This window comes from Thermophilibacter sp. (genome assembly GCF_966187215.1).
The window spans coordinates 1-19,056 of the sequence record NZ_CBIFYV010000006.1 but is presented as its reverse complement, the minus strand read 5'-3'; the positions used below and the strand labels follow the sequence as shown (position 1 = coordinate 19,056).

The 19,056-nt window shown below is 71.9% G+C and carries 18 protein-coding genes; 9 read left to right on the top strand and 9 right to left on the bottom strand.

The genetic code is table 11. From position 1 onward, the window contains the following. Positions 1-59: 59 nt before the first annotated feature. The 4 genes from ACWTSU_RS00765 to ACWTSU_RS00750 form a co-directional block, all read right to left on the bottom strand. Entirely contained in the window at positions 60-776 is a 717-nt protein-coding gene (locus tag ACWTSU_RS00765; protein WP_455137996.1) for a vitamin B12 dependent-methionine synthase activation domain-containing protein, read from the bottom strand. Between the two features lie 3 nt (positions 777-779). Further along, the gene (locus ACWTSU_RS00760) at positions 780-1,649 is read right to left on the bottom strand and encodes a methylenetetrahydrofolate reductase (protein WP_455137995.1); all 870 of its coding nucleotides are present in this window, start codon (positions 1,647-1,649) and stop codon (positions 780-782) included. 48 nt (positions 1,650-1,697) lie between these two features. Continuing rightward, the gene (locus ACWTSU_RS00755) at positions 1,698-2,531 is read right to left on the bottom strand and encodes an HAD family hydrolase (protein WP_455137994.1); all 834 of its coding nucleotides are present in this window, start codon (positions 2,529-2,531) and stop codon (positions 1,698-1,700) included. Positions 2,532-2,772: 241 nt separating this feature from the next. Beyond that, entirely contained in the window at positions 2,773-3,264 is a 492-nt protein-coding gene (locus ACWTSU_RS00750) for a prepilin peptidase (RefSeq protein WP_455137993.1), read from the bottom strand. A gap of 132 nt (positions 3,265-3,396) precedes the next feature. On the opposite strand from ACWTSU_RS00750, the gene ACWTSU_RS00745 reads away from it, so the two are divergent. The 3 genes from ACWTSU_RS00745 to pth2 are packed head-to-tail and all read left to right on the top strand — an operon-like array spanning position 3,397 to position 6,227. Then, on the top strand, positions 3,397-4,521 hold the full coding sequence (locus tag ACWTSU_RS00745) for an acyltransferase family protein (protein WP_455137992.1): 1,125 nt from the start codon (positions 3,397-3,399) through the stop codon (positions 4,519-4,521). 56 nt (positions 4,522-4,577) lie between these two features. Then, a complete protein-coding gene (locus ACWTSU_RS00740) occupies positions 4,578-5,756 on the top strand; it encodes a cation diffusion facilitator family transporter (RefSeq protein ID WP_455137991.1) in 1,179 nt (392 codons plus the stop codon). 36 nt (positions 5,757-5,792) lie between these two features. After that, positions 5,793-6,227, top strand: a complete 435-nt coding sequence (gene pth2, locus ACWTSU_RS00735; protein WP_455137990.1) for an aminoacyl-tRNA hydrolase — start codon at positions 5,793-5,795, stop codon at positions 6,225-6,227. Between the two features lie 81 nt (positions 6,228-6,308). Here pth2 and ACWTSU_RS00730 read toward each other — a convergent pair whose 3' ends face one another. Beyond that, the gene (locus ACWTSU_RS00730; protein WP_455137989.1) at positions 6,309-7,526 is read right to left on the bottom strand and encodes an IS30 family transposase; all 1,218 of its coding nucleotides are present in this window, start codon (positions 7,524-7,526) and stop codon (positions 6,309-6,311) included. 221 nt (positions 7,527-7,747) lie between these two features. On the opposite strand from ACWTSU_RS00730, the gene cysK reads away from it, so the two are divergent. Together cysK and epsC are read left to right on the top strand one after the other, a co-directional pair. Beyond that, entirely contained in the window at positions 7,748-8,671 is a 924-nt protein-coding gene (cysK, locus tag ACWTSU_RS00725) for a cysteine synthase A (protein WP_455137988.1), read from the top strand. Next, complete coding sequence (epsC, locus tag ACWTSU_RS00720) at positions 8,668-9,294, top strand: serine O-acetyltransferase EpsC (protein WP_455137987.1); 627 nt, start codon at positions 8,668-8,670, stop codon at positions 9,292-9,294. Before cysK ends, epsC begins: the two co-directional genes overlap by 4 nt. Positions 9,295-9,498: 204 nt before the next feature. Here the strand turns inward: epsC and ACWTSU_RS00715 are convergent, their stop codons facing one another. The 3 genes from ACWTSU_RS00715 to ACWTSU_RS00705 are packed head-to-tail and all read right to left on the bottom strand — an operon-like array spanning position 9,499 to position 12,547. Next, positions 9,499-9,975 (bottom strand): N-acetyltransferase family protein, encoded by a 477-nt coding sequence (locus ACWTSU_RS00715; protein ID WP_455137986.1) that lies wholly within the window; start codon positions 9,973-9,975, stop codon positions 9,499-9,501. Further along, entirely contained in the window at positions 9,908-11,197 is a 1,290-nt protein-coding gene (locus ACWTSU_RS00710; protein WP_455137985.1) for an ATP-grasp domain-containing protein, read from the bottom strand. The genes ACWTSU_RS00715 and ACWTSU_RS00710 overlap by 68 nt, the downstream gene beginning before the upstream one ends. Before the next feature lie 9 nt (positions 11,198-11,206). Next, positions 11,207-12,547: an alpha/beta hydrolase-fold protein gene (locus tag ACWTSU_RS00705; protein WP_455137984.1), complete on the bottom strand. Its 1,341-nt coding sequence runs from the start codon at positions 12,545-12,547 to the stop codon at positions 11,207-11,209. A 201-nt stretch (positions 12,548-12,748) separates the two neighbouring features. Here ACWTSU_RS00705 and ACWTSU_RS00700 point away from each other — a divergent pair, with 201 nt between their 5' ends. The 4 genes from ACWTSU_RS00700 to ACWTSU_RS00685 are packed head-to-tail and all read left to right on the top strand — an operon-like array spanning position 12,749 to position 16,962. After that, a complete protein-coding gene (locus ACWTSU_RS00700; protein WP_455137983.1) occupies positions 12,749-14,230 on the top strand; it encodes a DUF1846 domain-containing protein in 1,482 nt (493 codons plus the stop codon). 43 nt (positions 14,231-14,273) lie between these two features. Continuing rightward, complete coding sequence (locus tag ACWTSU_RS00695; protein ID WP_455137982.1) at positions 14,274-15,101, top strand: HAD hydrolase family protein; 828 nt, start codon at positions 14,274-14,276, stop codon at positions 15,099-15,101. A 35-nt stretch (positions 15,102-15,136) separates the two neighbouring features. After that, positions 15,137-15,961: a Cof-type HAD-IIB family hydrolase gene (locus ACWTSU_RS00690; protein WP_455137981.1), complete on the top strand. Its 825-nt coding sequence runs from the start codon at positions 15,137-15,139 to the stop codon at positions 15,959-15,961. Further along, complete coding sequence (locus tag ACWTSU_RS00685; protein WP_455137980.1) at positions 15,958-16,962, top strand: asparaginase; 1,005 nt, start codon at positions 15,958-15,960, stop codon at positions 16,960-16,962. The genes ACWTSU_RS00690 and ACWTSU_RS00685 overlap by 4 nt, the downstream gene beginning before the upstream one ends. 144 nt (positions 16,963-17,106) lie before the next feature. On the opposite strand, the gene ACWTSU_RS00680 is transcribed toward ACWTSU_RS00685, so the two are convergent. Beyond that, positions 17,107-18,858 (bottom strand): Tat pathway signal sequence, encoded by a 1,752-nt coding sequence (locus ACWTSU_RS00680; RefSeq protein WP_455137979.1) that lies wholly within the window; start codon positions 18,856-18,858, stop codon positions 17,107-17,109. Positions 18,859-19,056: the final 198 nt, after the last annotated feature.

Genomic DNA, 19,056 nt, shown 5'->3' with positions numbered 1-19,056 from the left:
CTCCCTCCCTGGGCTTCTCGGCACCCCATGCTAGCGCTTGCGGGGCGCGCCGCGGCCCCTCAGCGCGCGCCGCGGCAGCGCCGGCCGGACGCGCGCAGGGCGCACCCGTCGCGGCGGGCGCACGCGTCGCAGGGGTCGAGCGCCGGCGGCACCGCGCCCGGCCCAAAGAGCCCCACCACGGCCGTCACGCTCTTGACGGGCGTCATGAGCAGCGAGTCCGACAGCGTGATGCCCAGGCGCCGCTGCGCGTCGAGCGTCGCGAGCAGCGTGGGCTGCGTGGCCAGCGGCAGGTCTCCGTAGCCCGGCGAGAAGCGCGGGCCGGCAACGAGCCCGCGCGCGGCGGCGTCCCGCGCGAGGTCCGCCTCGGCCTCGTCGGCCGCGCGCTCCACGAGCGCCGAGCCCGCCGCGTCGAGCAGCACCTCGCCCACGCGGTCCGTGAGCGAGAGCCGCCTGAGCTCGGCGTCGAGCGCAAGCCCCGTGGTCACCGCGAGCACGCCCACCGCCACGGCCCCGTCCAGGTGCCGCGCGATCGAGCGGCCCTCCAGCTCGAGCGCGCACCCGTCCAGGCGAACCACGGGCACGCCGTCCCGCTCGTCCCGCCCGGCCACGTCGAAGACGCGCGCGCAGCCGCTCGGCCGCGCCACGGCCAGGCAGCGCGCCACCATCTGGTCCACGCGGGCGTCGAGCTCCGGAGAGAGCGGCTGGCCCGCGTAGCCCAGGTAGCGCAGGACCTCGCCGCGGTCGAGCGCGCGGATGTCGTAGCGCCGCGCCGCCACGGGCTAGGCCCCCAGGTAGCCGCAGGCGAGAAGGGCCTCGTGGGCGGCGTGCGCCACGGCCGGCTTGTTCATGCTGTAGACGTGCAGCCCGTCCACGCCGTTGACCGCGAGGTCGCGCAGCTGCTCGCAGGCGTACTCCACGCCGGCGCGCGCCTGGTCGGCCGGGTCGTCGCCGGCCTGCACGAGCCGCTTGACCACGCGCGCCGGGATCGAGGCGCCGCAGTTGAAGGCCATGCGCTGGATCTGGCTGACGCTCGTGAACGGCATGATGCCCGCCACGATGGGCAGGCGCACGCGGTGGCGCAGGCACCGCTCGCGGAACCGGTAGAAGTCCTCGTTGTCAAAGAAGAGCTGCGAGACCAGGTAGTCGGCGCCCGCCTCCTGCTTGGCGTAGAGCCCCGCGAAGTCCGCCTCCTCGCTCGGCGACTCCACGTGGCCCTCGGGGTAGCACGCGGCGCCGATGCAGAGGTCGGCACCCGAGGCGCGCAGGTGCTCGATCAGGTCGGAGGCGTGGGCGAAGTCGCGCTCCTCGCGGCCGGGCCGGCGGTCGCCGCGCAGCGCGAGCACGTTGCGGACGCCCGCCGCCGCGAGCTCGGCCACGTAGGCGTCCACGTCGGCGCGGGTGGAGCCCAGGCAGGTGAGGTGCGCGAGCGCCGTCACGCCCAGGTCGCGCTCGATCGACGCGGCGATGGGCACGGTGTTGGCGGAGTTGCCCGAACCGCCCGCCGAGTAGGTGACCGAGATCCAGTCCGGCCGGTCGACCGCCATCTCGCCGGCGATCTCATAGGCCTTCTCGAGCGGCAGCTCGCCCTTGGGCGGGAAGATCTCGAGCGAGAACGTCTGGCGCGCGGCCAGCTTGTCGGTGATGCGCATGGGCTCCCCTCTCTCAGGTCCCCACATCTTAGCGCGGCCCGCTGCGCCCTAGGCGAGAAACGCGGGCAGCCGACCCGCGCGCGTGGCCTCCGCGATCTCAAGCAGGGCGCGGGCGACGGAGTCCTCGCGCGCGGGCCCGATGTGGTGGCGCGCGCAGGCCCGCACGGCGGGCACGGCGTTGGCCACCGCCACGGAGCGCTCGTAGTGGCGCAGCACCGCGAGGTCGTTCTCGGCGTCGCCGAAGCAGCAGACCTCGTCGGGCGCGATGCCCAGGCGCTCCACGAGCACGTCGCCGCCATGGTCCTTGCCAAAGCCGCGCGGCGTGAGGTCAATGTGGGGCGTGCCGGGCATGGGGCAGACGAAGTCGAGCTCGGCGCAGGAGCGCGCCAGCGCCGCGGCCACCTCGCGGGCGCGGTCGTAGCTGCCCACCACGCGCACGTTGGCCTTGTAGCAGGCCTCGTCGGGCGCCTCGGGCACGGCGCGGCGCACGCTCCAGAAGTTGTCAGGGTGCGCCAGCACGAAGTCCAGGTCGGCGGCAACCGCGACCTTCTCGCCGCCGTACTCCACCACGAGGTAGGCGTCGGCCACGGCGTCGAGCTCGGCGCGCACCGCGCACAGCGCCGCGTGGTCGATCTCCACGCTGTCCACGAGCTCGCCGTCGAGGTAGGTGAGCTGGCCGTTGCTGGTGACGGCCGTGGCGCAGGCCGTCGCGTCGCCGGCGAACATGGCCGGCAGGTCGCGGTAGATGCGCCCGGTGCACGGGGCAAAGTGGACGCCGGCGTCCTGCAGGGCGTGCACGGCGTCCAGCGCGAAGGGCGATATGACGTGGTCCTCCCGCCAGATGAGCGTCGAGTCCAGGTCAGAGAGCACGAGCTTGATCACGGGGTCCCCCAAACAGGCGAGTCGCGCACGGGCTGGCCGGGGCGCAGGCGCCCCACGTCCGACCCCGCACGCGACCCGCCGGGAACATGCAGGCGCGACGGTCGGGGGCCGTCGCGCCCTCACACGTCGCAGCCGGGTGTTGGGGGATCCGACATGCGACATTTTAGATATACCCGCCCGTATGCGCCACGGGGCCAAGAATGCCGCGGACGGTAGTCCTCGCGCCGCGGGGGTGCCGCGTTCACGGGAGCGCCACAACGCGTGCGGCGAGGACCAGCGCCGTGGCCAGCGCGACGGCCGGCGCGAGCGGCATCGCGCGCCCCACGCGCCGGCGGCGCAGGAGGGCTAGAAGGGCCGCGGCGCCCCAGCCCAGAAGGCCGAGCGCGCACGAGAGGGCCACCGTGGCGAGCCCGCCCACCGGCCCGGTCCACGCCGCGACCGCGGAGAGCAGCTTGACGTCGCCGCCGCCCACCCCAGCCCGGCCGCCCCCGCGCGCCGAGAGGCGCGCCGCGAGCAGCATGACCGCGAGCACCGCGGCCGAACCCGCGAGCGAGCGGAGCGCGGCGCCCGGCAGCGGGCCCGCGGCGACGGCCGCAACGACCCCGGAGGCCCAGGCGAGAAGCGCGCAGGCGTTGGGCACCACGCGCCGGCGCAGGTCCGTGACGGACGCCGTCACCAGAGCCGCTACAAGCGCGACCGCGCACGCCACCTCGAGAGACGTCCCCGCGCCCACAGCTCCCCCTCTCCTCGCGTGGCCGGATTCTAGGTCGCGCGGGGGCCGCGCGCAACGGACGCGGGCGAGAGGAGCGGCGGGCGGCGGGGCGGCGCGCCGTATACTTGGGGGAAACGGGACGAGGGGGGTCTCATGGACCAGGCCATCAGCAGGCGCGCCGACGCGCGGCACGCTCGGCGCAACCCGCGCCTCGAGGCCCTGCGCCTCGCGGCGATCGCGGGCATCGCCGTGTTCCACGCCTTCCAGGACGCCTTCGCCGCAGCCACGGACGGGACGCTCGCGCTGGGCCCCGCCGCCCTGTCGGCGCTGGGGTGCGTTGACCTGCTCGGCACCTTCGGCAACCACGTCTTCTTCGTCGTCTCAGGCCTCTTCCTCGTGCCGCGTGCCGCGGGGGCCGCGCGCGGGGAGGGCTACTGGGGCGCGCAGCTGCGCGCCACGGTCCGCCGCGCGGTGCCGGTCCTGGCGACCATGGCGTTCTACGCGCTGGTCGCGCTCGCCGCGGACGCGTGGGTCGGCCCGCTGGGCGACACCCCCCTCGTCACTCCCTCCAGCCTCGTGGGTGGCCTCCAGTTCATATGGGTCTACCTGGCTGTTGTGTGCGTCACGCCCCTCATCGGCTGGGTCTGGGCGCGCCTGCGCCGCCCCCGGGCGCTCGTCTGCGCGCTCACGGCCCTCGTCGTCCTGGTCAATCTCTACATAGCCTTCGTGTCGCCCGGGTCCGACGAGCGCGGGCTCCTCGAGTGGCGCAAGCTCATGAGCGCGGCGAGCTACCTCGACTCCTTCCTGGTCGGTGGCTCCCTGGCGGGCGGGACCTCGCGCGTCTGGCCCCGACGGGCGCTGGTCGCGAGCGTCGCCCTCGCGGTGGCGAGCGAGACAGGGGCCGCGCTCGCGGGCGACCTGCGTCTGCTCGGGGCGCTCTCGTTCAAGTCCACCTCGCCCGTCTCCCTCGCCCTCGCGGTGTCGCTCGTCGCCCTGGTGGCCCGCGCCCCCTGGGACCCGGGGCGCGCCGAGGGCGGCGTCGGGAGGGCCTGCTGCGCGCTCGCCCGCTCGATCCTGGGGTTCTACGTCGCCCAGTCGATCCTCTGGCCGCTCTGGCACCCGGCCGCCGACGCGGCCCTCGGCGCCGCGCTCGCCGCGGGCGGCGAGGGGGCCCTGCTCGCGGCCGGCGCGCTGGTGGGGCTTGCCCTTCTCGCCGTCCTTCTCGCCGCGGACCAGCTCGTCCGGATCAACCTGATGCGCCTCCTGCGCCTCGCGTGAGAGCGGGTATACTTCCCCTTGCCGCGCGAGAGGTGCGCGGCAAGGGGAGGGGTCTCATGACCGACTTGATCGTGCGTCTGTTCGTTCCGCACGCCGACGACATTGCCGACGCCGCCGTGCGCACCCGCTACGGGCTGGTGGCGGGCGTCACCGGCATCGTCTGCAACGTCCTGCTCTGCGTGGCGAAGGGGGCGGTGGGGCTTCTCGCCGGGTCGGTCTCGATCGTGGCCGACGCCGTGAACAACCTCTCGGACGCCGCGAGCAACGTGGTGAGCCTGCTCGGCTTCAAGCTGGCGAGCAAGCCCGCCGACGCCAACCACCCCTACGGCCACGGGCGCTTCGAGTACCTGGCCGGCCTGGTGGTGGCCGCGCTCGTGCTGGCCATCGGCCTCAACCTGGCCTGGTCGTCCGTCCAGAAGATCGTCGCGCCCGAGCCGGTCGAGTTCTCCTGGGCGCTCGTGGTGGTGCTCGCGCTGTCCATCCTGGTGAAGCTGTGGATGGCCGCCTTCAACCGCACGCTCGGGCGGCGCATCTCGTCGGACACCCTCGAGGCCACGTCCGTGGACTCCCGAAACGACGTGATCTCCACCGCCGCCGTGCTCTCCTGCGCCGTGGTCTCCCAGGTCACGGGGCTCCAGCTCGACGGCTGGGCGGGCCTTGCCGTCGGCGTCTTCATCGTGTGGAGCGGCGTGGGGCTGGTGCGCGACACCGTGAGCCCGCTCTTGGGCCAGGCGCCGAGCCCGGAGCTGGTGGAGCACATCCGCAAGCGGATCATGAGCTACCCGGGCGTGCTCGGCACGCACGACCTCATGGTGCACGACTACGGCCCGGGCCGTCAGTTCGCGAGCGCGCACGTGGAGATGGCCGCCGAGGCCGACCCCATGGAGAGCCACGACCTCATCGACAACATCGAGCAGGACTTCAAGGACGAGGACGGGCTCATCGTCACGCTGCACTACGACCCCATCGTGACCGACGACCCGCAGGTCAACGACATGCGCAACTGGATCAACCAGGCGGTCAAGCAGATCGACGCGCGCCTGACGATTCACGACCTGCGCACCGTGCCCGGGCCCACCCACACCAACGTGATCTTTGACTGCGTGCGCCCGCACGACCTCGCGCTCGACAACGACGAGCTGCGACGCCGCGTCTCCGAGCTGGTGCGCGAGCGCTACCCGCGCTGCATCTGCAAGATCACTATCGACGACAGCTACGTCTCGTCCCGCCAGTGACGACGGGGCACGCCGCCTCGCCCGAAAGGATTCCCCATGCCCGTGAGCAGCTACAAGGCCAAGCAGATGATCGTCATGCGCCGCGACCTCAAGATGCGCAAGGGCAAGATCGCCGCGCAGGCCGGCCACGCGTGCGTGGAGGCCGTGCTCATGGCGCTCGCGCGCGAGGGGCGCGGCGCCGACGTGCGCGCCACCGACGGCTGGGCCTGGGTCGAGCACGCCGAGGACGACCGCTCGCCGCTCACCGACTGGTTCGACGCCGGCGTGGCCAAGGTCTGCGTCTACGTGGACTCCGAGGAGGAGCTGCTCGACCTCGCCGCGCGCGGGCGCGAGCGGAGGCTCGTGGTGGCGCTCGTGCGCGACGCGGGCCTCACCGAGTTCCACGGCGAGGCCACCTACACCTGCCTCGCCTTCGAGCCGCTGCCGGCCGAGACGATCGACCCGCTGACCGGCGACCTGCCGCTGTACTAGCGCCCGACCGCGCCGGGCTTCTCGATACTCACGACAATACGAACGAACGAGGCGCTGGAACGTTCGAATACCAATGCAAATTCACACAGTGATTGCACCACTCTCCGCTAACGCTCGCGCCATCCCCTCCGCCGGCGTCGACCAGCCGAGGGTCTTGCGCGGCCTGCCGTTGAGCTGGTCCTGCGCATCCCGCACCGCCTCGTCCGTCACCAGCGAGAAGTCCGTGCCCTTGGGGAAGTACTGCCTGAGCAGGCCGTTGGTGTTCTCGTTGGTGCCGCGCTGCCAGGGGCTGCTCGGGTCGCAGAAGTAGACCTCGAAGCCCGTGGCGTCGGCGAAGTCCCCCCAGCGGGCCATCTCGACGCCCTGGTCCCAGGTCAGGGTTCGCCTGAGGGCCCCCGGCAGGCCCGCCACCATCTCGGCGAGGCGGCCCGCCACGGTCTGGGCGGTGTGCTCGCAGAGCCTGGAGGCCAGCAGGAAGCGCGTCGAGCGCTCCACGAGCGTCACCAGGCAGGTCGCGCCGTCGGCGCCGACCACGAGGTCGCCCTCCCAGTGCCCGGGGACGGCCCGGCCGTCGGCCTCGGGCGGCCTGCGCGAGATCTCGGCGCCCTCGACCCAGGTCCTGCCGCCGCGGGGCTCGGGCGGCAGGGATCGGCGCCTCCTCGAGCGCCTGCCGCTCCTCAGCACCAGCTCGACGGCGAGCTCCTCGCGCAGCGACCCGCGGCCCTGCACGTAGAGCGCCCGGTATATGGTCTCGTGGCTCACCCGCATCGCCCCCTCCCCGGGGAAGTCGCGCCTGAGGCTCGCCGAGACCTGCTCCGGCGACCACCTGAGCGCCAGCCTCCGCGCGACCTCGGCCCTCAGGCGCGGGTCGCGCTCGAGCCTGCCGGCCCTCGGCCTCGAGGCGCGCTCGGCGGCCCTCCTGCCGGCGTAGCCGGCGTCGTAGCGCCCGTCCGGGCGCGCGTTGCGGGCGAGCTCGCGCGACACGGTCGAGTGGGACACGCCCAGCTCGCGGGCGATCTCCCTCACGCCGCGCCCGGCGCGCAGCCGGTCGGCGATCAGCGCCCTGCGCTCGGCGTCCAGCCTCGCCCTCGGCGAGCTCCTCGGCGGCAGCGGCGCTGCCTCCACGACCGGCCTCCTCACCGGGCCCCCGACGCGGCCGTGGCGGAGGCGGAGGCCCGCCGCCCCGCACCACTCGACGACCGCCGTCTTGCCGCACCCCAGCTCGCGCGCGGCCCCGCCCGCGCTCGCCCCGGACGCGACGAGGGCGACGGCCCTCTCCCTGAACTCACGACTGTACACGGTCGCCACCCTCTCCGGGTGGTGCAATCTAATCTGGAATTCGCCCAAGGACTAAGCGAGAAGCTCCTACGTATCCGAACGGAATCAGGCCAAAAGCGTTCGGATGGACAGGAGGTTCCGGCTCTCCGCCGCACCGTGTTACCGCCACGTAATTCCTACTTGCTTGGTGGGTTTATCAGTGCCACCCTAGGGGCGCCGAGAAGAACGACAAGGGAGGCACCATGCGCGTCGCACGCTCCGTCGAGGACCTCATCGGTTCGACCCCGCTCGTCGACCTGACCAGCTTGGCTGGCGAGCGATGCGCGGCGACCGTGCTGGGCAAGCTCGAGTCCGCCAACCCGGGCGGCTCGGCAAAGGACCGCGTTGCCCGCGCGATGGTCGACGACGCCGAGCGCGCCGGCCGCCTCTCCCCCGGCGGCACGATCATCGAGCCCACGAGCGGCAACACGGGCGTGGGCCTGGCCATGGTCGCCGCCGCGCGCGGCTACCGGCTCATCCTCACGATGCCCGACACCATGAGCGTTGAGCGCCGCCAGCTCGCCGCCGCCTACGGCGCGCAGGTGGAGCTCACGCCGGGCGCCGACGGCATGGCCGGCGCCGTGGCGCGCGCCGAGGAGCTGCACGCCGCCACCCCCAACTCGATCATCGCGGGGCAGTTTGACAACCCCGCCAACCCGCGGGCGCACTACGAGACCACCGGCCCCGAGATCTGGTCCGCCACCGACGGCGCCGTCGACGCGCTCGTGGCCGGCGTGGGCACGGGCGGCACCATCTCGGGCTGCGCACGCTACCTCAAGGAGCGCAGGCCCGACCTTCTCGCCGTGGCGGTGGAGCCGGCCGAGTCGCAGGTGCTGGCCGGCAGGCCCGCGGGCCCGCACCAGATCCAGGGCATCGGCGCCAACTTCGTGCCGGACAACTTCGACCATGCGCTGGTGGACGAGATCATGCCCGTGGCGTCGGCGCGCGCCGTCGAGGTCAAGCGGCGCCTCGCGCGCGAGCTGGGACTGCTCGTGGGCATCTCGTCGGGCGCGGCCGTGGCGGCGGCGCTCGACGTTGCCGCGCGGCCCAAGATGGCCGACCGCACGATCGTGGCCGTGCTGCCCGACACCGGCGAGCGCTACCTCTCGACAGAGGCCGCGGAGTGAGGCGCGCGGACGGCGGTAGACGCGACGGCGAGCCCACGCTGCGCCAGCTCATCCGCGAGGACGACGAGGCCGCCTTCGCGCGCGACCCGTCCGCCGGCTCGGTCGCCGACGTCCGGCGCTTCTCGGTGGGTGCGCGCGTGGTGCGGGCGTACCGCCGTCAGCACTGGCTCTACGAGCGCGGCCACCGCACGCTGGCGCTGTGGCTCGCCAAGCGCTCGCGCATCAGGTACGGCGCCGACATCCACCCCGCCGCGCGCATCGGCCGGCGCCTGGTCATCGACCACGGCATCGGCGTGGTCATCGGCGGCACGGCCATCATCGGCGACGACTGCCTCATCTACCAGGGCGTCACGCTCGGCATGACCGGCAAACACGGCGGCAAGCGCCACCCCACGGTGGGCAGCAACGTGATGCTGGGCGCAGGCTCGATCGTGCTCGGCGCCATCACCGTGGGCGACGGCGCGCACGTGGGCGCCGGCTCGGTGGTGGTGCGCGACGTCCCCGCCCACACCACCGTGGTGGGCAACCCCGCGCAGGTGGTCAACACGCGCCCCTGCCCGCTCGTGGGCGACGTGGTCTGCCTCACCGACCGCTCCGGCGAGACCTGGATCGAGGAAGGCTAGGGCAGGCGCGCACGGCCTGTTACGTACACTCTCGTTCGATGCGTACACTATTGCAAAGTTGATAAGGTACCGAGCAATCGAGAATTCCCAGCTCAGCGCCCTGTTCTTCTCGATATCAAACCCACAACAGTGTACGTAACCCGCGCCATGGTACGTACCCAACACCGAGAAGGCCGTCGGGCCCAAAAGCGGACAGGCCGCGCGCTAGTCGAGCACCTGCTCCAGGCAGGTCTTCTGCACGCTCATCCCCATCGCGTCGTAGAACGCGCGCGCCCCGGGGTTGCACGCCCACACGTTGAGCGTCACGTTGTGGCAGCCCAGGTCGCGCGCGTGGTCGAGCACGCGGTGGTAGAGCGCCGTGGCGATGCCGCGGCCGCGCCGGGCCTCGTCCACGCAGATGTCGTCGATGTAGAGGGCGACGATCGGCTGCATGTTGTTGGAGCCGCGAAAATCCTGCACCTCGCAGAACGCGTGGCCCATGACCTCGCCCGTCTCGTCGTCCACCGCCACGAAGACCGGGCGCGCGTCGTCAGCGAAAATGCCGAGAAGCTCCTTGTCGGTGTACTTGCGCGTGCCGGAGCGGAACAGGTCGGGACGCCCGGCCGCGTGCACCTCAAGCACCTGGCTCAGCAGCCGGTGCACCCCCGCCAGGTCCCTCTCGCAGGCCCTCCTGATCGTCATCGCCATCCCGCTCACGCTCCCTCATCTGCACGTATGCCACGAACTCGTCGGCCTGCGCCTCGTCGTCGAGGCGCGCCGTGTACTGATAGTTGCCCATGTCGTCGGAGAGCGCGTCGGGCACGCGCCCGTGCGCCACGATCGCGCTCCCCCACCGCGCGAGGACGTCCTCGTGCGCGTGGGCGTAGCGGTGCGCGTCGCGCCGGCTCGCGTAGACGCAGCAGCCGCTCGGCCCGCCCGGCTCGCAGCGCCGCTCGTCGAAGCAGACCATGTCGGCCCAGATCTGGTAGACGTTGGTGGCGTGCGCGTAGTTGAGCATCTCCGGCGTGGTGCCGCCCGGCGGCCGGACGTTGACCTCCAGCCCCACGTAGTCGCCCGCCGCGCCGAGGCCGGGGTGGTCGCGCGTCAGGCGGAAGAACTCCATGTGCACGAAGCGGCTCCGCAGGTCGAAGGCGCGCGCCGTGGCGCGCCCCAGCCGCGCGAGCTCGGGGTCCACCGCGGGCAGCGAGCGGTAGGACAGGTCGAGCCCGCCGTGCACCACGTCGGCCATCGACGGCGGGAACTCCTCCTGGTTCTCGAAGAGCGGCTCGCCGCGGCTGTCCAGAATCGCGTCCCACGAGCAGATCCGCCCCTCCACGAGCTGCTCGATCACGTAGGGGACGGGCTCGGCGCCCTCGGGGCCGTGCTCGGCGAGAAGGGCGCGCAGGTCGTCGTCGGTGCGCAGGACGCGCGTGCCGGCCGCCCCGCAGCCGACCTCGGGCTTGGCGAAGACCGGGTAGTGGCCCATCTCGCCGATGAACCAGCGCGTCTCGTCAAAGGTCGTGAGGCGCGTCTGGCGCGCGGTGGGCACGCCCGCGGCCGCGTAGAGCGGTTTCTGGGCGGCCTTGCTCTGCCAGCGGGCCACCTGCTCGGGGCGCGGGCCGTTGGCCACGTTGAAGTCCTCGCGCAGGCGCGCGTCGGAGGCGAGCCAGTGCTCGTTGTTCGACTCGACCCAGCTGACGCGCCCCCAGCGGTACGAGAAGTACGCGAGGGCGCGCCAGACCTGGTCGTAGTCCTCGAGGTCGCTCACCCAGTAGTACTCGTCGAGCGCGTCGCGCACCTGCGGGGCGAGCTGGTCGTAGGGCGTGTCGCCCACGCCGAGCGCCCGGGCGCCGTCGCGCCTGAGCGCGGCGCAGAACTGCCAGTAGGCGTCCGGGAACTGCGGCGAGACGAAGACGACGTTCATGGGCGGGCGCTACTTGGCGCTGGTGCCCTTCTTGGCGGCCGGCTTGGTCGCGGCCTTGGTCGCCGCCGTCTTCTTGGCCGCGGGAGCGGCCTTGGCGGCAGCCTTGGACGTGGCCGGCTTCTTCGCGGCGGCGGCCTTCGGCGCGACCTTGGCGGCAGCGGGCTTCTTGGCCGCTGCCGGCTTGGCGGCGGGCTTGGGCTCAACCTTGGCGGGCGCGGCGGGCTTGACGGCCTTGGCCGGCACCTCGGCCTTGACGGCCTTCGCGGGCACCTCCGCCTTCACGGCCTTGGCGGGAGCGGCGGCCTTCGCGGCCTTGGCGATCGGCGCGGCAGCGGGCGCGGCCGGCTTCTTGGCAGGCTCGGCCTTCTTCGCGGCCGGCTTGGGCTCGGCGGCCTTCTTCGCGGCGGCGGTCGTCGCCGGCTTGGCGGCAGGCTTCTTGGCAGCGGGCTTCTCGGCGGCCTTGGTCGCAGCGGCGGCCGGGGCCTTGGCGGCGGTCGCCTTGGCCGCGGCCGGCTTCTTGGCCGACGTCGTCTTGACGGCCGTCTTCTTGGCGGCCGGCTTGCGCGTCGCGCGCCTCTTGGCGGGCTTCTCGGCTGCCGTGGTCTTCTCGACGTCGTCGAGCACGATCGGCATGAAGTAGCGCAGCTGCTTCTTCCACCAGTACCAGGTGTGCGTCACGTCACCGCCCCAGTAGTCGCACCACACGTCGACGCCCAGGCGCGCAAGCTGCTCGCCCATCACACGCGTGGAGCGGAGGCTGTCGGCCTCGGAGGCGTCCTGGCCGGTGCAGAACAGCAGCTGACGCTGGTTGTAGACGGGCACGTAGGGGTGGTCGGCGTCCATGTTGGGCAGGAAGGCGCAGGGGGTGTTGTCGTAGAGCGTCGCGTCCATCCAGTCGCCGAAGTAGCGGCGCGCGTCATAGCAGCCCGACAGGCACACGCAGCCCTGGAAGAGGTCCGGGCGGCGCAGCGCGACGATGGAAGCCTGCGTGGCGCCCGTGTCGCAGCCCAGGGCCAGCGGGCGGGCGTCGGTGCCGTTCACCTTGTGGACCAGGGGCACCAGCTCGTCGACGACGAAGTGGTAGTAGGTCTCCTGGCGCTGTGCGCGCTCCTCGTTGTCGGCGTCCGACCCCCAGCTCTCGGCGTCGATCGTCTCGGTGCAGAAGAGCTGGACGACCCCGGAGTCAACGTAGTCGGCGAGCTCGTCGACCATGCCGACCTCCTCGAGGCTCTCGGGCGCCATGCCCATCGTGGGGAACACCACGATCGGCAGGCCCTTCTCGCCGTGGACGACCACGTGCATCTCGCGGCCGAGAATGGCGCTCTTGCAGACGACGTTCTTCTTGCCCATGTCTCCCCCAAAGAAATTGGTCACATGTCGCCATATCCCCGATACGGCATAAGCCATCATACCGCTCACGGCCTGTGCGTGTGTATTCTCCGTGTAAGCGTGACACAGACCGGAAACCTCGCGCGTCGCTCGGGCCCGGGCGGGGGCCCGCTCATGCTACGCTGTTCAGCTGGCCGTGCCGCGAGACGAGGAGAGGACACCATGCGCACCGGATTCGACAACGACCGCTACATCGCGCTCCAGGCCGAGCACATCCGCGAGCGCATAGGGCAGTTCGGCGGCAAGCTCTACCTGGAGTTCGGCGGCAAGCTCTTTGACGACTACCACGCGAGCCGCGTGCTGCCGGGCTTCGCGCCGGACGCCAAGATCCGCATGCTCGAGAGCCTCGCTGACGACGTCGAGGCCATCATCGTCATCAACGCCGACAACATCGAGAACGCCAAGCGCCGCTCCGACATCGGCATCACCTACGAGGAGGACGCGCTGCGGCTGCTCGACGCGTTCCGCGCGCGCGGGCTCATGGTGGGCGGCATCTGCGTCACGCACTTCACCGGCCAGCCGCACGCCGAGGCGTTCTGCCGCCGGCTCGACCAGATGGGCGTGCGCTGGTGGCGCCACTACCTCATCGACGGCTACCCCTCCGACGTTGACCGCATCGTGAGCGAGGAGGGCTTCGGCAAGAACGACTACATCGAGACGAGCCGCCCGCTCGTGGTGGTGACCGCGCCCGGCCCCGGCTCGGGCAAGCTCGCCACCTGCCTCAGCCAGCTCTACCACGAGCACAAGCGCGGCGTGAGCGCGGGCTACGCCAAGTACGAGACGTTCCCGGTGTGGAACCTGCCGCTCAAGCACCCCGTCAACATCGCCTACGAGGCGGCCACCGCCGACCTGGACGACCGCAACATCATCGACCCCTGGCACCTGGACGCCTACGGCGAGGTCACGGTCAACTACAACCGCGACGTGGAGACCTTCCCGGTGCTGCGCGCCATGATGGAGCGCATCGCCGGCGAGAGCCCGTACCAGTCCCCCACCGACATGGGCGTCAACATGGTGGGGCTGTGCATCTCGGACGACGAGGCCTGCCGCGACGCCGCGCGCCACGAGATCGTGCGCCGCTACTTCGCCGCGGCCGAGGAGCTGCGCCGCACCGGCGAGGGGGCCGAGGCGCTTGCCAAGATCGAGCTGCTCATGGGCCAGGCTGACGTCACGGCCGACCTCTCGCCCGCGCACCGCGCCGCGCTCGACAAGCAGGAGTCCACCGGCGCGCCCGCCGCGGCGATGGAGCTGCCCGACGGGAGCGTGGTGACCGGCAAGACCTCGGAGCTCTTGGGCGCCGCGTCGTCGCTTCTGCTCAACGCGGCCAAGCGCGTGGCCGGCATCCCCAAGGACACCTACGTGGTGAGCGACGAGGCCCTCGAGCCCATCTGCCGCCTCAAGACCGACCACCTGCGCAGCAGGAACCCCCGCCTGCACTCCGACGAGACGCTCATCGCGCTGTCGCTCTCCTCGGCCACCAACCCCGAGGCCGCGACCGTGATCGACGCGCTCGACCAGCTGGCCGGCTGCGACGCGTACTTCTCGGTCATCATCTCCGAGGCCGACCGCCGCACCTACCGCAACCTGGGCATCAACGTCTGCTGCGAGCCCGTCTACGAGCGCCTGGGCTACTACCACGGCTGATCGTCGCCGCACGCCGCGCCCGCGGAGGCGAGAAGGGAGACACGTGCGCTACCAGCTCATAGTCTTTGACATGGACGGGACGCTGCTCGACGGCGCCAAGCGGGTGCTGCCGTCGTCGGTCGACGCCATCGGGCGCGCTCTGGCAGCGGGCCGCGAGGTCGCCATCGGCTCGGGGCGCTGCCCGGGCATGGTCGAGCACCACCGCGCGGAGCTGCCGGGCGTGCGCTACGCCATCTGCAGCAGCGGCGCCACCCTCTACGACCTGGCCGAGCGCCGCGTGCTCGCGCGTCACAGCATCGAGCCCGCCCTGATCGCGCGCCTGCGCGAGCTCTCCGCCGGCACGGACTTCTCGCCGGACGCGTTCTCGGGCCGCGAGTTCTACTACCCGTCCGCCGACCTCGAGGAGCTCGGCGGCTACGGCACCGGCGCCTACGTGGAGCTCTTCCGCGAGGCCGGCATCGGCGTGGACGACGTCTGGGAGACCATCCTCGGACCCGGCGTGGCGATCGAGAAGATCGACCTGCACTTCTCGAACCTCGCCGACCGCGACGTGGTGCGCGATCGCATCCAAGCGGAGCACCTGGCGCTCGAGCTGGCCTACTCCGACTCCACGACGCTCGAGGTCTCGCCGGGCGGCGTGAACAAGGGCACCGGCCTGGCGGCGCTCGCCGAGCTTCTCGGCGTGCCGATGGGGGCCACGGTCGCCGTGGGCGACTCCAACAACGACCTGCCGATGCTCGCCGTGGCCGGGCTCGCCGTGGGCATGGGCAACGCCAATGCGCGCGTGCGGGAGGCCGCCGGCGTCCTGGTGGCCGACAACGACCACGACGGCTGCGCCGAGGCCATCGATAGCTACCTGTTGGCAGACTAGGACGCCGCGCGCGGGCGCGCGGACCGGGGGGACGCATGGACTACCGGCTCATCGCCTTTGACATGGACGGCACGCTGCTGAGCTCCCGCAAGGAGGTGCTGCCGTCCTCGCGCGCGTCCATCGCCGAGCTCGCCGACGCGGGCGTCTCCGTCGCCATCTGCTCGGGGCGCGCGCCGATCATGGTGGAAGCCTACGGCGCCGAGCTCGCGCGCGTGCGCTACGCCATCTGCGCCTGCGGCGCGATCCTCTACGACCTGGCCGAGCGGCGCGTCATGAGCCGCCGCCCCATCGACGCGGGCCTCGTGCGGCGCGTGGCCGAGGTGTGCCGGCGCTACGACGTCACGCTCGACGCCTTCGCCGGCGGGGGCTTCTACTACAGCGCGTGCCTGCTCGAGCGCGCGGCCGACTACGGCATGCGGGACTACGTCCCGATGTTCGACCGTCTCGGCACGCCCGCCGACGACGTCTGGGCGCCTCTGGTCGCGGGCGAGCCCACCGAGAAGGTCGACGTCTTCTTCGCCGACCCCGCCGACCGCGACCGCGCCCGCGCGGAGCTCGCCGACCTGCCGCTCGTGACGGCCTACTCGGAGCGCTCGAGCCTCGAGTTCTCGCCGCTGGGCGTGGACAAGGGCGTGGGGCTCGGCGAGCTCGCGGGGCTTCTCGGCGTTCCGATGGGGGCCACCGTGGCGGTGGGCGACGCCGACAACGACCTGCCCATGCTGCGCGCGGCCGGCCTCGCCGTGGCGATGGGCAACGCCAACGAGCGCGCCCGCGCGCTGGCCGACGTGGTGGTGGCCGACAACGACCACGACGGCTGCGCCGAGGCCGCGCGCCTCGCGCTGGCGGGCAGCGTGCGATGAGCCGCGTGCTCCTGATCGCCACCGGCGGCACGATCGCCTCCACCGGCGGGACGGACGGCCTTGCCCCCACGCTCACGGGCCGCGAGCTGGCCGAGCGCGTGCCGCTGCTCGACACCCTCTGCGAGCTGGACTTCACCCAGCCCATGAACATCGACAGTACCAGCATGCGCCCGTCCGACTGGACGGCTCTGGCCGGCGTCGTCGCCGACGCCTACGACGACTACGACGGCTTCGTGGTCCTGCACGGCACCGACACGATGGCCTACACCGCCGCGGCGCTCTCGTACCTGATCCAGGACAGCGAGAAGCCCATCGTGCTCACCGGCTCGCAGCAGCCGATGGCGAGCCCGTTCACCGACGCCAAGCTCAACCTCTACCAGAGCGTCCTCTACGCCTGCGACGAGGGCAGCCGCGACGTGAGCGTGGTCTTTGGCGGCAAGGTCATCTGCGGCACGCGCGCCCGCAAGCAGCGCACGATGAGCTTCAACGCCTTCACGAGCATGAACTACCCCTCGCTCGCCTACGTCCGCGGCGAGCGGGTCGTGCGACCTGCGGGTCCCGCTGCCGCGCCGCGCACGGGCGCCGCGCCGCGCGTCTACCGCTCGCTCGACGAGCGCGTGGCCGTGCTCAAGCTCACGCCGGGGCTGCGCGCGTCGGTGCTGGGGCCGCTGGCCGAGGCGTGCGACGCGCTCGTGCTGGAGACCTTCGGCATCGGCGGCATCCCCGCCTACGACGACTCGTGGCGCGAGGCGATCTTCGGCTGGGTGGACGCGGGCCGCACGGTCGTGCTGACCACGCAGGTTCCCGAGGAGGGCCTGGACCTCGGCGTCTACGAGGTCGGCCGGCCCTACGCCGACAAGCCCGGCATCCTGCGCGGCGACGACATGACCACGGAGGCGCTCGTGGCCAAGACTATGTGGGCGCTCGGCCAGACCCGCGACCCCGACGAGGTGGCGCGTCTCTTCTACCGGCCGGTCAACCACGACCGCACGGTGCGCTAGCCCGTGGCCCCACGTCCTTCTCGCCACCCCTCCATTAACCCGCAAAAAATGATTTCATATTCATATAATCGCAGGATTAAGGTTTATAGATGTCAGATTTTGCGTGTTAATTGAGAAGGACCGGGCGCCCGGCACGCCCCACGCCTACAGCAGCTCGGTCACGGGGACGGCGCCGCTCTCGGCGGGCTCGTCGGCGCAGCGCAGCGCGATCGCGTCGCCCGGTCGGTACGTCACGATCTCGAGCAGCCCCGGCAGCGCGCAGTCGTAGATCGTCTCGTCTCCCTCGAGCGTCACGTAGAAGTGCGAGTTGCCGTCGACCACCGCCTGCGCGATCGTGGCGACCGTGCCGCTGACGTCGCGCGTGCCCGAGGCCTCGGCGGCCTCCTCGTCCGAGAGCAGCCCGTCGGCGGCCAGGAGCGCCAGGTAGCTCTCCTGGCACTCCTCCACCGTCGAGCCCGTGGCCACGCTCTGGTACTGCTCGATGTTGATCATCGCGAACATCTTGACCAGGCCCGCGTCGTCCTTGAGGCTCACGAAGTAGGTGGGCTGGCCCGCCACGTTGAGCAGGATCGGATAGGTGGCCTGGTAGCGCAGGTTCTGCAGCTGGCCCTCGGCGCTCGCCATGGCCGAGGCCTCGGTGGCGCCCGCCACCGGGTAGAAGTGCGACTCGCCGGTGCGCTGGTTCACGAGGATGAAGCCCACGCTCGAGTCATCCGCGGTCACCGACGTCACGCCCGTGTAGAGGTAGATGTCGTCGCCCTGCGCGAGGTAGTTGTAGCCCAGCTGGCCGTTGGTGCCCGGCGTGGTGCTCCCCACACCCCCCCGGCCAAGCCACGAGTTTAGCCAGCCGCCCGCGTACATGCCGCTCCAGTTGTACTGCTCGATGAGCAGGTCGGAGGGGTAGGCGCGGTCGACCCAGGTGGGCACGTCCTCCACGGCGTAGTCGGCCGTCTCGCCGGTGCAGGCGTTCACCAGCACCACGCGCGCCACCGTGGTACCGCCGAACAGGCCGATCGTCTTGCGCTGCACGGGGTAGACCCACCAGGGCGTGCCCTCCTCGTCCAGCTCGAAGGACTTCTGGTCGAACATGTAGCTCGGGTAGCTCAGCTGCACATGGCGGTCCACGTTGCGCGCGAGCGGCTCGGAGTCGGAGTAGAGGATCGGCTGGTCCAGGCGCACGACCGTGGCCTCCTGCGTGACCATGTCCACGAGTACGTACGCCGGTATGCCCGCGTCGCGGTTGGCCCACCACTTGAACGCGTCGGCGTAGACGAGCGGGCTCACGCGCACGGGCCGCCCCTGGTAGTTGATCTGGCTGTAGGTGTCGGCGATCTCGAACTGGCTCACGTACTCGGGGATCGAGCCCATCGCGCGGTTGCCCAGAAGGATGGCCGAGTCACGGTCGATGACGGGGACCTCGGCGTAGTCGACCTCCTCGATGTCCTCGTCAAAGACGCCGTCGGTGGTGGTGAGCACGCGCGCGTAGCGCTCCGCGTTGCCCGGGAAGAACGGCTGGCTCATCACGAGGCCCAGGAGCAGGCACACGAGCGGCGCCGCGGGCAGCACCATGAGCCGGCGGTAGAGCCGGCCGCGCAGGGGGCCGTGCGCCGCGGCCACGCCCAGGACGAGAAGGACGACCACGCAGATGCCCGCGATCCAGGTCCACACCTGGATGCTCCCCAGGTTGATGGCCGGATGGAACCACCAGTAGCACGCCGCGAGCGCGAGCGCGGCCACGACGAGAAGCGCCACGAGGACGCGACGGCCGCCGCGGGCCAGGCGCTCGGCCAGCGACGGGCCGGACGCAGGGGCGGCCTTGGTCTTGGCACCGGCGCCGGCGGACGCCTGACGGCGCAGGTGCTCGAACAGGTCCCTCAGGTCGGGTCCGTTTGCCATCAGGTCTCCGTTCCCTCTCGCCAGCAAAACGCGTGCAGCGATGATACCAGAGCGGGCCCGCAGCCCCCGAGCCCCCAACGGCATCTCGGCGGGCGGCGTCGGGCCAAAAAACGGCTCTTCGGAACTTTTGGTGGGTAGCACATCGGCGCGACCGTGACCCCGACGCCGCCCGGCGGTACCATCTCACCGACGGACGGC

Coding starts and splice junctions, on each gene's coding strand:
- cysK (WP_455137988.1), top strand. CDS start 7,748: ATGCGCGTCGCACGCTCCGTCGAGGACCTCATCGGTTCGACCCCGCTC.
- ACWTSU_RS00690 (WP_455137981.1), top strand. CDS start 15,137: ATGGACTACCGGCTCATCGCCTTTGACATGGACGGCACGCTGCTGAGC.
- ACWTSU_RS00710 (WP_455137985.1), bottom strand. CDS start 11,197: ATGAACGTCGTCTTCGTCTCGCCGCAGTTCCCGGACGCCTACTGGCAG.
- ACWTSU_RS00705 (WP_455137984.1), bottom strand. CDS start 12,547: ATGGGCAAGAAGAACGTCGTCTGCAAGAGCGCCATTCTCGGCCGCGAG.
- ACWTSU_RS00745 (WP_455137992.1), top strand. CDS start 3,397: ATGGACCAGGCCATCAGCAGGCGCGCCGACGCGCGGCACGCTCGGCGC.
- ACWTSU_RS00685 (WP_455137980.1), top strand. CDS start 15,958: ATGAGCCGCGTGCTCCTGATCGCCACCGGCGGCACGATCGCCTCCACC.
- pth2 (WP_455137990.1), top strand. CDS start 5,793: ATGCCCGTGAGCAGCTACAAGGCCAAGCAGATGATCGTCATGCGCCGC.
- ACWTSU_RS00715 (WP_455137986.1), bottom strand. CDS start 9,975: ATGACGATCAGGAGGGCCTGCGAGAGGGACCTGGCGGGGGTGCACCGG.
- ACWTSU_RS00680 (WP_455137979.1), bottom strand. CDS start 18,858: ATGGCAAACGGACCCGACCTGAGGGACCTGTTCGAGCACCTGCGCCGT.
- ACWTSU_RS00740 (WP_455137991.1), top strand. CDS start 4,578: ATGACCGACTTGATCGTGCGTCTGTTCGTTCCGCACGCCGACGACATT.
- ACWTSU_RS00700 (WP_455137983.1), top strand. CDS start 12,749: ATGCGCACCGGATTCGACAACGACCGCTACATCGCGCTCCAGGCCGAG.
- ACWTSU_RS00760 (WP_455137995.1), bottom strand. CDS start 1,649: ATGCGCATCACCGACAAGCTGGCCGCGCGCCAGACGTTCTCGCTCGAG.